The 12,522-nt window shown below is 73.2% G+C and carries 12 protein-coding genes; 5 read left to right on the top strand and 7 right to left on the bottom strand.

The features are described 5' to 3' along the window. Positions 1-27: 27 nt before the first annotated feature. The gene (locus tag ACQPZQ_RS13540; RefSeq protein WP_433295563.1) at positions 28-834 is read right to left on the bottom strand and encodes an SDR family NAD(P)-dependent oxidoreductase; all 807 of its coding nucleotides are present in this window, start codon (positions 832-834) and stop codon (positions 28-30) included. Between the two features lie 490 nt (positions 835-1,324). Between ACQPZQ_RS13540 and ACQPZQ_RS13535 the strand changes: the two genes are divergently transcribed. After that, positions 1,325-3,163, top strand: a complete 1,839-nt coding sequence (locus tag ACQPZQ_RS13535; protein WP_433295561.1) for a hypothetical protein — start codon at positions 1,325-1,327, stop codon at positions 3,161-3,163. A 12-nt stretch (positions 3,164-3,175) separates the two neighbouring features. Here ACQPZQ_RS13535 and ACQPZQ_RS13530 read toward each other — a convergent pair whose 3' ends face one another. Continuing rightward, positions 3,176-4,786 carry a phytoene desaturase family protein gene (locus ACQPZQ_RS13530; RefSeq protein WP_433295559.1) on the bottom strand — a complete coding sequence of 537 codons (1,611 nt, stop codon included), beginning with the start codon at positions 4,784-4,786 and terminating at the stop codon, positions 3,176-3,178. 256 nt (positions 4,787-5,042) lie between these two features. Here ACQPZQ_RS13530 and ACQPZQ_RS13525 point away from each other — a divergent pair, with 256 nt between their 5' ends. Further along, positions 5,043-5,510, top strand: coding sequence for a hypothetical protein (locus ACQPZQ_RS13525; RefSeq protein ID WP_433295557.1), 468 nt, complete (start codon positions 5,043-5,045; stop codon positions 5,508-5,510). A 130-nt stretch (positions 5,511-5,640) separates the two neighbouring features. Here ACQPZQ_RS13525 and ACQPZQ_RS13520 read toward each other — a convergent pair whose 3' ends face one another. After that, entirely contained in the window at positions 5,641-6,225 is a 585-nt protein-coding gene (locus ACQPZQ_RS13520; protein ID WP_433295555.1) for a TIGR03086 family metal-binding protein, read from the bottom strand. A gap of 153 nt (positions 6,226-6,378) precedes the next feature. Here ACQPZQ_RS13520 and ACQPZQ_RS13515 point away from each other — a divergent pair, with 153 nt between their 5' ends. Next, the gene (locus tag ACQPZQ_RS13515) at positions 6,379-6,747 is read left to right on the top strand and encodes a YciI family protein (protein WP_433295553.1); all 369 of its coding nucleotides are present in this window, start codon (positions 6,379-6,381) and stop codon (positions 6,745-6,747) included. Next, the gene (locus tag ACQPZQ_RS13510) at positions 6,748-8,046 is read left to right on the top strand and encodes an RNA polymerase sigma factor (protein WP_433295551.1); all 1,299 of its coding nucleotides are present in this window, start codon (positions 6,748-6,750) and stop codon (positions 8,044-8,046) included. It abuts the gene before it with no gap. On the opposite strand, the gene ACQPZQ_RS13505 is transcribed toward ACQPZQ_RS13510, so the two are convergent. Beyond that, a complete protein-coding gene (locus tag ACQPZQ_RS13505) occupies positions 7,999-8,877 on the bottom strand; it encodes a LysR family transcriptional regulator (RefSeq protein ID WP_433295549.1) in 879 nt (292 codons plus the stop codon). The genes ACQPZQ_RS13510 and ACQPZQ_RS13505 overlap by 48 nt on opposite strands. A gap of 109 nt (positions 8,878-8,986) precedes the next feature. Between ACQPZQ_RS13505 and ACQPZQ_RS13500 the strand changes: the two genes are divergently transcribed. Then, positions 8,987-9,862, top strand: coding sequence for an oxidoreductase (locus ACQPZQ_RS13500; RefSeq protein WP_433295547.1), 876 nt, complete (start codon positions 8,987-8,989; stop codon positions 9,860-9,862). Positions 9,863-9,928: 66 nt separating this feature from the next. On the opposite strand, the gene ACQPZQ_RS13495 is transcribed toward ACQPZQ_RS13500, so the two are convergent. Genes ACQPZQ_RS13495 through ACQPZQ_RS13485 form a run of 3 tightly spaced genes read right to left on the bottom strand, consistent with a single transcriptional unit; the run spans position 9,929 to position 12,503 of the window. Beyond that, positions 9,929-10,933, bottom strand: coding sequence for an ABC transporter ATP-binding protein (locus tag ACQPZQ_RS13495; RefSeq protein ID WP_433295545.1), 1,005 nt, complete (start codon positions 10,931-10,933; stop codon positions 9,929-9,931). A 29-nt stretch (positions 10,934-10,962) separates the two neighbouring features. After that, on the bottom strand, positions 10,963-11,667 hold the full coding sequence (locus tag ACQPZQ_RS13490; protein ID WP_433295543.1) for an ABC transporter permease: 705 nt from the start codon (positions 11,665-11,667) through the stop codon (positions 10,963-10,965). Next, positions 11,667-12,503 carry a substrate-binding domain-containing protein gene (locus ACQPZQ_RS13485; protein ID WP_433295541.1) on the bottom strand — a complete coding sequence of 279 codons (837 nt, stop codon included), beginning with the start codon at positions 12,501-12,503 and terminating at the stop codon, positions 11,667-11,669. Before ACQPZQ_RS13485 ends, ACQPZQ_RS13490 begins: the two co-directional genes overlap by 1 nt. Positions 12,504-12,522 lie beyond the last annotated feature (19 nt).

The following is a 12,522-nucleotide window of genomic DNA, read 5'->3' as shown; positions in this document are numbered from 1 at the left end:
GCTCCGCTCACGCCGCCGCAAGCCGGCTCAGTGCTTCGAGGTTTCCGGCTGCCGGTCGGGGACGACGGTGCGCATCTGCCCACGGCGGTGCCCCGCGATGCGCGCCAGCCCCCGCAGTGTGCGCCGCGGCGTCTCGAGGGTGTGGACCACCGCGCTGTAGAGCAACCCGGGCGTGGACACCGTGCGGCCCCGCGCCAGATCGGCGAGGCACACGTCCACCACCGCGTCCGGCTCCAGCCACATGATCGACGTGCCGGCGGGCTCCAGGTCGCGGTGCTTGCCGGTGCGCAACCGGCCGGGGACGAGCGCGATCATGCGCACTCCGGTGCCGGCGAGCGATGCCTCGACCGTGTCGGTGAAGGCGAGCATCCAGGCCTTCGTGGCCGAGTGCGCCGACCCGGACGCCGAGAGGTATCCGGCGAAGCTCGCGACGTTCACCACCGAGCCCCGGCCACGTTCGACCATGCCCGGCAGCACGGCGTGGGTCAGGAGCATCACGGCGGAGACGTTGACATCGATCTCGGTCTGCAACGACCCGCGATCGGCGATCCGGAAGTCGACGCCGGTCTCGAAGCTCGCGTTGTTCACCAGGAGATCGACGGGCCTCCGCGAGTCGGCGAGACGGCGCTCCACCGCGGCCCGATCCGTGGGGTCGGCGAGGTCGGCTGTGAGGACCTCGATCTCCACCCCGAGGCGAGCCGCATCGCCGGCCACCCGCTGCAGACCGACGGAATCGCGCGCGACGAGAACCAGATCGAATCCGTCGCGGGCGAGTCGGTGGGCGAAGGCGGCGCCAAGTCCACGACTCGCGCCAGTGACGAGCGCTGTCGGCATGGCGGCACTCTACGGTCGGATCCGAGCCGATCACTCACAGGGGCCCCTGGAACACCGTGGCCCCGGCCGACCGCCGGCGGGCAGACGTCGGCCGGGGTGCTTGCTGAATGTCGCACTAATGGCCCTCACCGTCCGTCACGCAGGGCCATCTCGTGCAACCGAGGCAGTCGGCGTGTCGCGAGCAGCCGGTCGACACACCGCACGACGTCCGGCCTGTTCAGCGCGGACACCCGCCCGAGAAGCGGTCAGACCACCACGCCGAACGGTAGCCATTCCGCGACGAACGGTTATTTCCGCTGTTCAGGTGAGACGCGACGAGCGGACGAACGGCACCTAGCAGGGAGGTGACGAACGCGGGTAGGAAAGCGAACCCACCCCAAGAAACTCAGCTGCAATCGAGCTCGACCAACCGGAGAGGCCTCGAGTGGAACCGCGCCGCCGTCCCACACGACACCATCAGGGATCCCCGACAACGGTTTCCGTCGACGAATTGATCATCCGGTGCGGCGAGTGGCAGGCCGGACCTCCCCCGGGGGTGGACTACGGGGCGCCGGCGACGATCTCGGTGGCGAGCCTGCTGCGGCGGGAAGGGCTGCGCGGTCCGCACGCGGCGGACCCGCGGCTCCAGCCGCGCGGGCACTCCCGGCCTCCCGTCGAGCCGCCCCCGCCGCCGCGGCACAGCCTGCGCAAGGCGACCGCGGCCGCCGGTGCGCTCTTCGCGGCCGGTGCGATGTTCGCCACCGCGGTGGTCGAGACGGTGGTGCGGGCTCCGGGTGGTGGCATCGAGTTCGCGGACGGCGACCTGGGCCATGACATCCGGCGGGACGGTCCGGCGGCGGGCAGGCAGTCCGACGGGCCGAAGACCTTCGCGTTCACCGTCGAGCGGGCGTTCGCTCCGGCCGCGCTGGTGGACCCCAGCCCGTTCGTCCTGCCGCAGCCGGGCGTCGGGCCCGCCACCGGCGTGTTCGACGCCCTCGGCGCCGTGCCCGATCCGTTCGACCCGTTCGACAGCCGCGGCGGGCAGCTCGCGGCGGGGGCCGGCGCCGCGCCAGGTGGCGTCGGCGGGGACGCCGCGACCGCCGGCTTTCTCCCGGGTGCCGGATCGGGGACCGGCGGTTCCGTCACCACCGCGTCCGGAGGTGGGGGCGCGGAAGGCGGGCCGGATGTCGGCATTCCGCTCCCGGACCTCGGCACACCGGGGATCCAGATACCGGGCGGTGTCCTACCGGGCGCCGGCGGGCTTCTGCCGGGAGGTGGGGGCGGCGGCCACGAGGGCGGCTCCGGAGGCAGTGGTATTCGCACGCCGCAGGTCACGGTGTCCCCCGGCGAGGTCCGAACTCCGGACGTGGGGCTGTCGGGCGGGGACGGGAGCATCCGCGCCACGGTCTCCGACACCGCTCTGATCACCCCGGACGTCGGGGTGTCGGAGGTGGAGGCAGGCCCCGCGCGGCTGTCGCCGGCCGAGGTCGGGCTGCCCGACGTCCGGCTCACGGGCGGGGGCGCCACCCTGTCCCGCGACGCCGCGCCGCAGGTCGCCGTGCCGGGGGTCGCGCTGTCCGGCACGAAGCTGGTCACGCCCGACGTCGAGCTCGGCCCGGTACGGGTGCCGCTGCCCGACGTGAAGCTGTCCGAGGTGACGGTGCCGCAGCTGAAGGTCGACGTCAGCAAACCCGGAGCGGCGGTGAGCGATACCACCACGGCGGTGGTGGGCACCGTCGAGCAGGTCGGCACGGGCGTCGTGGGCACCGCGACCGATGTGGTCGGCCAGACCGTCGGCGGGGTGGGGGAGACCCTCGGCTCGTTGACCGGCGCCGGCCGCTCACAGGACACCTCCAAGTCCCGCACGACGACCCCGCGCGCCGAGAAGCGAACCCTCGGGGCCGTCGGCGACACCCTCGGCTCCCTCACCGGGAGCAACCGCTCGAAGGAGACACCCGAACCCCGCGCGACCGGCAAGCGCGCCGACAAGCCCACCCTCGGCGACACCGTCGGCAGCCTCACCGGAAGCAAGCGCACACAAAAACAGGACGCATCCAAGCCCCGCTCCACCGGCAAACGCGCCGACAAGCGCGTCCTCGGCGCCGTCGGCGACACCCTGGGCGCCCTCACCGGCTCAGAGCGGTCGCAGGAGGGATCAGGCAAACGCAGCTCGCGCGCCGAGAAGCGGTCCGGCGACTCCGACAAGGGCCCGACACGTTCGGACAAGGGCTCGACCCGTTCCGAGAATGCATCCGGCACCGCCTCCGGCGGCTCGGAGAAGAGCTCATCCGGGGGCGGGAAGCGCAACGCCGTCGGCTCGGCTCTGAGCAAGGTGCTGGGCCGCGGATGAGAGATCACCCCCCTACGGCCGTTGCCGAGGGTCGCGGTAGAGCAACTCCAGCGCCGCGGAGGTGACGCGGCGGCGCAGCGCGCCGAACGCCCGGTGCTCGCCGAGGGCCGCCCTCGCCGCCAGCCAGCCGCAGACCCCGTGCACCCCGCCGCCCGGATGCGCGGAGGCACTGCCCAGGTACAGCCCGTCGATCACCGTCTCGGCGCGCCCCAGCCCTGGCACCGGGCGGAACACCAACTGCTGGAACAGCTGCGCCGTGCCACCGTTCACCGCGCCGTCGACGAGGTTCGGGTCGGCGTCCTGCAGGTGGCGCGGCCGCTGCACCACGCGATGGAGCACGCGGTCGCCGAACCCCGGCGCGAACTTCTCCAGCACCGCATCCACCCGGCCCGCGAGCTCGTCGGCCGCCGCATCGTGGGCCACCCCGCGAGGGAGATGGGTGTAGGCCCATGCGCTCTCCGTGCCGGCGGGTGAGCGGGACGGGTCGGTGGTGGTCATCTGCCCCAGCAGTACGAACGGTGACGCCGGGACCGTGCCCGACTCGATGTCGGCCGACCACCGCAGCAGGCCACGCCCGTCTGCGCCCAGGTGCACGGTGCCGGCCCCGGCGACCTCCGGCGACCGCCACGGGATCGGGCCGGCGAGTGCCCAGTTGACCTTCACGACCGGGGTGTCCCACACGAAGCGTTGCAGGTCGGCGAGCAACCGCGAGGGCAGCACTCCGGGATCCAGCAGGTGTCCGTAGAGGGCGGGCGCGGCGACGTCGGCAACCACCGCGCGGCGGGCCCGCACCGTGAGTCCCCCGGCCGTGTGCACCGCCACGGCGCGACCGGCACGCACGTCGATCCGCTCGACGTGCTCCCCGGTTCGCACGTCGGCACCCGCGGTCGCGGCGCGGCGATGAAGAGCCGCTGCCAACTCGCCCGCACCACCGGCCGGGGCGGGGAACCCGTACTGCTGGCCGAGCATGGCGAGCAGCCAGCCGAACACCCCGCTCACCGTGGCGTCCGGAGGCGTGTCGCCGTGCACGGCGTTGCCCACGAGCAACAGCCGGGCCTGCTCGGACGCGAAGAGCTCCTCCCCCATCCTCCTCGCCGGCAACGCCAGGAAGCGGGCCAGCCGCAGGGCATCCGCGGTGCCGATCCGGCGCAGCAGCTGCAGCGGCCCGCGCACCGGCGGGAACGCCGTGAACAGCGACCGGAGGAACGCGTCGCCGACCTGGTCCCATTGGCGGCACAGCCGCAGCCACGCCTCCCCGTCACGCGGGTCGTGCACGGCCAGCCCGGCCGCGGTCCGCTCGCGGTCGCGGTGCAGGACCGCGGCCGGCCCGCCGTCCGGGCGCGGCGGGTGGGCCAGCACGTTCGGTGCGTGGGCCCAGCGCAGTCCGTGGCGCTCGAGCTCCAGCGCGCGCAGCACGGGCGATGCTGCCGTGAGCGGGTAGAACGCGCTGAACAGGTCGGTGGTGAAGTCCGGGTGCAGCCGCGCGGAGCGGACCGCGCCTCCGACCACGTCCGCGGACTCCAGCAGGCACACGTCCCAGCCCGCATCCGCGAGCACGGCGGCGGCCACCAGACCGTGGTGACCGCCGCCGATCACGACAGCGTCGGTGACGAGGGTGGGCATGGGCCAACTATCTGCCGCCGCGCACCAACCGGCATCGCAGAGGTGTCCGGAGCCTCATCCGCTCACCCCGAGGGGCCGAGGCGCCGAGGTGAGCTGCCCGCGAACGGCTTCTGCCCGCCAGTGACCCATTTCGCGATGCGCCGACGGGGTCGTTGTGTGCGTCACATCCCCCGGGTGAACCCCGCAGATGATCTCTGCCGTGTCTGGGCACGTCAGCCGGTACAGCAGACGGTGTGTCCACAACGGAAGGACGGAAATGTCTCGCATCTGGGGTCGGCGCTCTCTGGGACCCGCGGCTCTCGCAACCATCGCCGCGGTCACACTGGCGCTCGGCGGTCTCACCGCCGGGACAGCGCTCGCCGCACCGGCAGCCGGCGTCAACGGCGACGTGACCGCGACGTCCGCGGCGCTCGGCGTGGTCGTCCATCCCGCCTCCGCTGCTGCGATGGCTGCGGGCCGGCCCAACGAGTTCGACGTCTTCGACGACCCCTACTTCCGGAACGGCTCCATCGATCTGAAGAACGTCAGCATTCCTGACCTCACCGACTCCGGACTCAGCGACGGGTTCTCGTCGGCGGTCAACAACTCGAGCACCCAGATGTGCTTGTTCGCGGACGCGAACTTCCAGGGTGCGCGCCTCACGTTCCCCCCGGGCACGCAGCTTCAACAGTTCGGCCCGGCCACCGACAACAAGATCTCCTCGGTGGAGCCCTGCTCGTCCTGAGGCTCGCGGTGCTGAATCCCGCAGGCTTCGGTAGATCCGTGCACAGCGCCGAGGGCGCGCCGGATCGTCGCCCGCCGAGACCCTGTCCGGCCCGGTGTCCTGGTGATCCGGCGCGCCGCCCGGGCCCTGCTCAGGTGACGAGTGCCGACGCGTCCCGGCCGAGGTAGGCGAGGAACCGCGTCTGCTCGTCCGCACCGGGAGCAGGGGTGATCTCGGGACCGATCCCGCCCGGCGCACGCAACTCGAACTGCCGTGACCAGCTGAAGCAGCCGGAGACGAGATCGGGATCGAGCCGGACGTCGAGCCCGGCGGGGTGGCCGATGTCCCAGGTGTGCGCCAGGAAGTCGGTGGTCAGCACCGTCAGGAACCCCTCGAGTGAGATCTCGCCGAACGCCCGTGTCGAGATGACGTGGGTCAGCGCCTCCGGCGTCAGGACGGCGTCGGCCGCCGCCCGCGCCGCACGCCAGGTGCCGAGCGGATCCGCACCGATCAGCTGCCCCGGGTTCGGTGCTCCCGGCGCGCCGGCCTGCGACGCGAAGGGCCGTCCGGTGGCGACATGCAGTACCAGGTCCTGGCCCCACACGACGTGACCGAGCACGTCGCGGGCACTCCACTCCGTGCAGGCGGACGGATCGTCCCAGCGCTCGGGCGCGATGGCGGCCACGATCCGGTCGAAGCCGTCCTGGGCGCGCGCGTAGCGGTCCGTGGTGTTCACCCGTTACTCCTCGGGGTCGGGGAATCGAACACCGCGAGGACGAACGGGAGAGACCGGAATCGACATCCACCGGGTGTCGATTTTCCGGGACGCTGTTCGTCCTCGGGATGCGGCTACCGTCCGGTGGACCGCGACGCTCACGGGGAGGCTGCGATGCGCTACATGCTGTTGATCTACGGCTGCCAACGGCCGGAGTGGAACACCCCGGCGCATGCCGACAAGATCGCGGCCGTCCGCGCCTTCACACAGAAGTGCGCGGAGGACGGCGTGCTGCTGGCGGCGGATCCGCTGCACACCACGGACACGGCGACGACCGTCCGTGTGCGCGACGGGGAGACGCTGATGACGGACGGGCCTTTCGCCGAGACGGCAGAGCAGCTCGGCGGGTACTTCATCCTCGACTGCACCGACCTCGACGAGGCACTCCGCTACGCCGCGCTCTGCCCGATGGCCGCGGAGGGGTCGATCGAGGTGCGGCCGATCCTGGAACTGGAGCCCGCGTCCGCGCAGGTGTCCGGGTAGGTGTCCGAGGCCGGCGACGTACTCGATCGGGTCTTCCGCACCGAGCGGGCCCGCGTGCTCGCCGCGCTGATCCGCGGGCTCGGCGACTTCGAGCTCGCGGAGGACGCGCTGTCGGATGCGGCTGTCACCGCGCTCGGCCGGTGGCCGGTCGACGGCGTGCCACGTGATCCCGTGGCCTGGCTCGTGACCGTGGCTCGCCGCGCCGCCCTGGACCGCATCCGCCGGGCCGGCGTCGGAGCGGCCAAGTACGAGCAGGTCGCGCGGGCGGCCGGGGACGGGGTGAACGCCGTGGACGAGCTGCCGGACCTGCTGCCCGACGGCCTGACCCGCGTGGGCGACGACCGGCTCAGCCTGCTGTTCACCTGCTGCCACCCGGCGCTGGGGCCCGAGGTGCGCGTCGCCCTGACTCTGCAGGCCGTCGCCGGACTCAGCGCGGCCCAGATCGCGCGGGCGTTCCTCGTCGGCGAGGCGACGATGGCCCAGCGACTGGTGCGGGCCAAACGCAAGATCCGCGACGCGGGGATCCGCTTCGCCGTGCCGGACGACGCGGCGCTCCCCGACCGGTTGGCCGCGGCGCTCACCGTCATCTACCTGGTCTTCACCGAGGGCTACCTCGCCACCACGGGCGCCGACCTGCTCCGGCCGGATCTCACCGCCGAGGCGATCCGGCTGGGCAAGATGCTCGCCACGCTCATGCCCGACGAACCCGAGCCGCTCGGTCTCGTCGCGCTGATGCTGCTGCAGGACTCCCGGCGGGCCACGCGCACCGGCCCGGACGGTGAGCTCGTGCTCCTCGACGACCAGGACCGCAGCCGGTGGGACCGCGCCGAGATCGACGAGGGTCTCGCCCTCGTCGACACCGCGCTGCGACGTGGCCGGCCCGGGCCCTACCAGCTGCAGGCGGCCATCGCCGCGGTGCACGCGGCGGCGGGAGCGGCGGCCGAGACCGAGTGGCCCCAGATCGTCGCGCTCTACGACGAGCTGCAGAGGCGCCACCCGTCGCCGGTGGTGGCGCTCAACCGGGCGGTCGCCGTCGCGATGGTCGAGGGCCCGCAGCGAGGGCTGGAACTGCTGGACGGGATCCGGGGCCTGGAGCGCTACCGCCTCTTCCACGCCGCACGTGGCGACCTGCTGCGCCGGCAGGAGCGGGTGGCCGAGGCCGTGGTGGCCTATCGGCGGGCCAGGGAACTGGCAGGCAACCAGGCCGAACGCCGCTTCCTGGACGCCCGCCTGCGCGATCTCGGTGAACGATCACCCGGCGAGCTCGCGGACGACGCCGGCGAACCCGCGCACGAGTGAGCTGTCCTCGCCTTCTACCCAGGCGAGCGCCACCCGCAGCGGCTCGACGTCGATGAGCGGCACCCAGACCAGGTCGGGACGCGCGTAGTACCGGGCCATGCTCACCGGCGCGAAGCAGATCGCCGTTCCTTCGGCCACCTGCTCCAACATCTCCTCGACGTTGTCGTTGGTCGGTCCCCAGCGCGGGGCGGACCCGTCCGGCCGTGGGTTGACCGCCCACCAGTCCACCCACTCACGCGGCGCCCGCTCGGTCCACAGGAGCGGCTCGTCCCCGACCTCGAGCACCGATACACCCTCGCGTCCGGCGAGCCGATGCCCGGTGGGCAGGCCGACGACCCGCTGTTCGGTGTGCACCACCTCGGCGTGCATGCCGGTGACATCGGCCGGCAGCCAGAGGAAGGCCATGTCCACCCGACCGTCCCGCAGCGCGGCTGCCTCCTGCCCCCAGTCGAACCGCTTCGGCTCGACGCGCACACCCGGATGCCGCGGCGCGAACTCGGCGCGCGCCCTGGTGGTGAGCTCGCCCGCTCCGCTGGCCTCGAAGCCGACGCGCAGCACTCCGGTCTCCCCGCGCCGGTGCCGCTCGGCGGCTGCCGCCACCCGATCGGCGTGCTGCAGGGTGCGCCGTGCCTCGGCCAGGACGTCGCGTCCGGCCGCGGTGAGGGTGACGCCTGCGCGGTGCCGGTCGAACAGCCGCACCCCGAGCTCCGTCTCGAGGCCCTTCAGCGCGTACGACACCGCCGGCTGGCTGACGTACAGCGCCGCGGCCGCGCGTCCGACGTTGCCGGAGTCGGCGATCGCCACCAGGTACCGCAGCTGGCGCAGCTCCATCCAGCGATCATAAATCCTCTTTATGGCTGCTGTGACGTTGTGTCTTGGACGTCGGGTGCCGGTGGCTGCGACAAAGGGGGCACGCAACGCAGGACCGAGGAGAACCCGAATGAGCATCAGCAGCGCCGACCCGGCCCCCGTCCACGAGGCGAGCGGCCGCGTGTGGCTGATCACCGGCGCGTCCTCCGGCTTCGGCCGGGCGATCGCCGAGGCGGCGCTGGCGGCCGGCGACACCGTTGTGGCCGCGGCCCGCCGCCCGTCCGCGCTCGACGACCTCGTGGCCGCTCACGCCGGCCGCGCGGTCGCCGTCCGGCTGGACGTCACCGACATCGCGGCGATCACCGACGTCGTCGCCGAGGTCGTGCTCTGGTACGGACACATCGACGTGCTGGTCAACAACGCCGGGCGCGGCATCATCGGCGCCGTCGAGGAGACCACCGACCAGGAGTTGCGCGACGTCATGGAGCTGCACCTGTTCGGCCCGGCCGCGCTCACCCGCGCGGTGCTCCCGCACATGCGCCGGCAGGGCTCGGGCGCCGTCGTGCAGATGAGCAGCATGGGCGGCAGGCTCTCGTTCCCCGGCGTGTCCGCCTACTCGGCGGGGAAGTTCGCGCTGGAAGGGCTGTCCGAGGCGCTCGCAGCCGAGGTCGCCCGGTTCGGGATCCGGGTGCTGATCGTCGAGCCGGGTGCGTTCCGCACGGGTTTCGCCGGCGGGGACGCCCTCTACCGATCCGCCGCCCTCCCGGCCTACGACCACGTCGTCGGTCCGTTCCGCGACGCGCTCCCGGCGAGCGACGGCCAGCAGCCCGGCGACCCGGCGAAGGCGGCCGCCGCCATCCTGGCCGCCCTCGACGCCGACCAGCCGCCGCTGCGGCTCCCGCTGGGCAACGACGCCGCCGACGCCATCGCGAAGCACCTCGACGACGGCCGCGCCGAGTTCCAGAAGTGGGAGCCCGTCAGCCGCGGCACCGACATCGACGTGTGACGCCAAGGGCACCGCTCCGCCTACTGATGCAACGGGCGGTGCGCGCCGGACCCGACCGTGACGCCCCTACCTCGACGGCACCACGTCGGTCGGATCGCCGCACACACCCCGCACCGGTTCGTCGGCCGCGAGCGCCCGGACGTCCGCCTCCGGCACCGTCACCACGACGGCCCGGCCCGGGGCGAGCCCGTCCCCGCCCGGGCCGAGGCAGGCGAGGGTGCCCGCCGCCGTGTCGACGTCCACCCGGGTACCGCCGCCGAGCGGAACGATCCGGCGCACGGTGCCGCGCACCGCGAGTGCGTCGCCGCAGGGCTGCTCCGCCGACACCCGGCACGCCTCCGGGCGCGCGGCCAGCAGCACGGAGCGGCCCGTGACGGCGGGCGGAATCAGGTTGGTGAACCCGACGAGCCGCGCGCAGGCGGCGTCGGCAGGACGGTCCAGCACATGGTCGGTCGGTCCGAGCTGGCGGATCCGGCCCGCCACGAGCAGCGCGGTCTCGGGGGCGAGCGCCCGTGCCTCGTGCCGGTCGTGGGTGACGAGCACGGTCGCGGTGTCGAGGCCATCGAGCACCGCATGCAGGTCGGCGAGCAGGTCCGTGCGGGTGGTGGCGTCCAGCCCGGCGAACGGCTCGTCGAGCAGCAGCACCCGCGGCGCGATGGCCAGCGCGCGAGCCAGCGCCACCCGTTGCGCCTCGCCGCCTGACAAGGTGCGCGCGTCACGGTCGCCGAGGTTCCCGACCCCGAACGCGTCGAGCCACGGCGCCGACCGCCGAGCGGCCTCCGAACGGCCGACCCCGCGCAGCCGCAGCCCGGCCGCGGCGTTGACCGCCACCGTGCCCCGGCGCAGGATCGGGCGCTGTAGAACCGCCGCGACCGCACCGCGTAGCTCCCGCGCCCCGACCGGTCGGCCGTCGAGCAGCACCTCCCCGCTGATGTGGTGACGGCCCAGCCGCGCCAGTGCCCGCAGCAGCGTCGACTTGCCGGCGCCGTTCGGGCCGAGCACGGCGAGCGCCGTACCCGCGGCGACGTCGAGCCGGTCCACATGCAACAGCTCGCGGCCGCGCGTGTGCACCCGCAGATCCCGGCACCCGATCCGGGACGTCATCGGACCGCGGCCGACTGGCGCTGCCCGACGATCGTGAGGACCAGGTTCACCACGAACGCGATCGCCAGCAGGATCAGCCCGAAGGCGATGGCCAGGGAGAACTGCCCACGGCTCGTGGCGAGCACTGCCGCAGTGGTGAGCACGCGGGTCTCCCCGGCGATGTTGCCGCCCACCATCTGCGCAGCGCCGACCTCGCTGACGACGGCGCCGAACGCGGCCATCGCCGCAGCGAGCAGCGGCAGCCGGGCCTCACCGAGCAGGGCAGCGAGCGCCCTGACCCGGGTGGCACCGAGCCCCTGCATCTGCACGAGGAAATCGGGGTCCACCTGCTGCACCGCCGTCGCCACCAGCGCCACCACGATCGGGGTGGCGATCGCCGCCTGCGCGATGATCATGGCCGTAGGCGTGTACAGCAGCCCGAACGCGCCGAGCGGCCCGCTGCGCCACAACAGCACGGTGACGAACAGTCCGACGACGACGGGCGGGAGCCCCATTCCGGTGTTGGCCGCGGCAAGCACGACGCGGCGGCCACGGAACGACGTGAGCGCCACCGCGGCGCCCAGGGGCACGCCGACGATGGCGGCGATCAGGGTGGCGGTCAGCGAGATCCGCAGCGTCAGGCCGGTGATCTCCCAGGTGGCCGCGTCGCCGCTGAGCAGCAGCCGTACGGCCTCCACGAACCCGCCGACCAGCACGTCCATCAGGGCACCGGTTCGGGCTTGCCTGCGTCGGGCACGAACAGGGGCTGGCCGAACTGCGCACGGCCGAACTCGCCGATCCGCTGCTGCGCCGCCGGTCCCGTGATCCAGTCCGCGAAGGCGGCGCCTGCCTCGGGCTGCACCCGATCGCCTGCCTTCGTCGTCATCTCGATCACGTGGTAGACGTTGAGCAGTCCGGGGTCGCCCTCGTTGAGGAGCGTCAGCCCGTCGGGCTGGCTGAGGTAGGTCGCCCGGTCGGACAGCGTGTATCCGCTCTTCTCCGCGGCCACCCGCAGGGTCGCTCCCATGCCCTGGCCCGTCTCCTGGTACCAGTCGCCGGCGGGGGTCACCCCGGCCTGCTGCCAGAGCGCCTTCTCGCGGGCGGCCGTGCCGGAGTCGTCGCCGCGCGCGACGAACACGGACCCGGAATCAGCGATCCGCTTCATCGCATCCGCGACGCCCACGCCACGGATGCCCGCCGGGTCGGCATCCGGTCCGACCAGCACGAAGTCGTTGTGCATGACGAGCAGCCGCCGTCCGGCCGTCCCCTCCGCGACGAACTTCTTCTCCGCGTCGGGTGAGTGCACCAACAGCACGTCGGCCTCGCCGCGACGGCCCAGTTCGATGGCCTGTCCGCTACCGACCGCGACCGTCTTGACCTGCCAGCCCGTGTCGGCGGTGAACGCCGGGAGCAGGTCGTCGAGCAGACCGGAATCCTGAGTGCTCGTGGTGGTGGCGAGTATCAGCGACCGTTCGGCCGAGGGCCCCGCCGCACCACCTCCGCATGCAGTCAGAAGGACGACCGCCAGGACCGTGGCGGCCCACCTGGCTGCTCGCATCTGTGGTAGCACAGCTCGG

The organism is Pseudonocardia sp. CA-142604 (assembly GCF_050948475.1).
GTDB lineage: Bacteria > Actinomycetota > Actinomycetes > Mycobacteriales > Pseudonocardiaceae > Pseudonocardia > Pseudonocardia alaniniphila.
This window is presented reverse-complemented; position numbering and strand designations above follow the sequence as displayed.

Coding starts and splice junctions, on each gene's coding strand:
- ACQPZQ_RS13540 (WP_433295563.1), bottom strand. CDS start 834: ATGCCGACAGCGCTCGTCACTGGCGCGAGTCGTGGACTTGGCGCCGCC.
- ACQPZQ_RS13530 (WP_433295559.1), bottom strand. CDS start 4,786: ATGCCCACCCTCGTCACCGACGCTGTCGTGATCGGCGGCGGTCACCAC.
- ACQPZQ_RS13525 (WP_433295557.1), top strand. CDS start 5,043: ATGTCTCGCATCTGGGGTCGGCGCTCTCTGGGACCCGCGGCTCTCGCA.
- ACQPZQ_RS13515 (WP_433295553.1), top strand. CDS start 6,379: ATGCGCTACATGCTGTTGATCTACGGCTGCCAACGGCCGGAGTGGAAC.
- ACQPZQ_RS13505 (WP_433295549.1), bottom strand. CDS start 8,877: ATGGAGCTGCGCCAGCTGCGGTACCTGGTGGCGATCGCCGACTCCGGC.
- ACQPZQ_RS13500 (WP_433295547.1), top strand. CDS start 8,987: ATGAGCATCAGCAGCGCCGACCCGGCCCCCGTCCACGAGGCGAGCGGC.
- ACQPZQ_RS13490 (WP_433295543.1), bottom strand. CDS start 11,667: ATGGACGTGCTGGTCGGCGGGTTCGTGGAGGCCGTACGGCTGCTGCTC.
- ACQPZQ_RS13485 (WP_433295541.1), bottom strand. CDS start 12,503: ATGCGAGCAGCCAGGTGGGCCGCCACGGTCCTGGCGGTCGTCCTTCTG.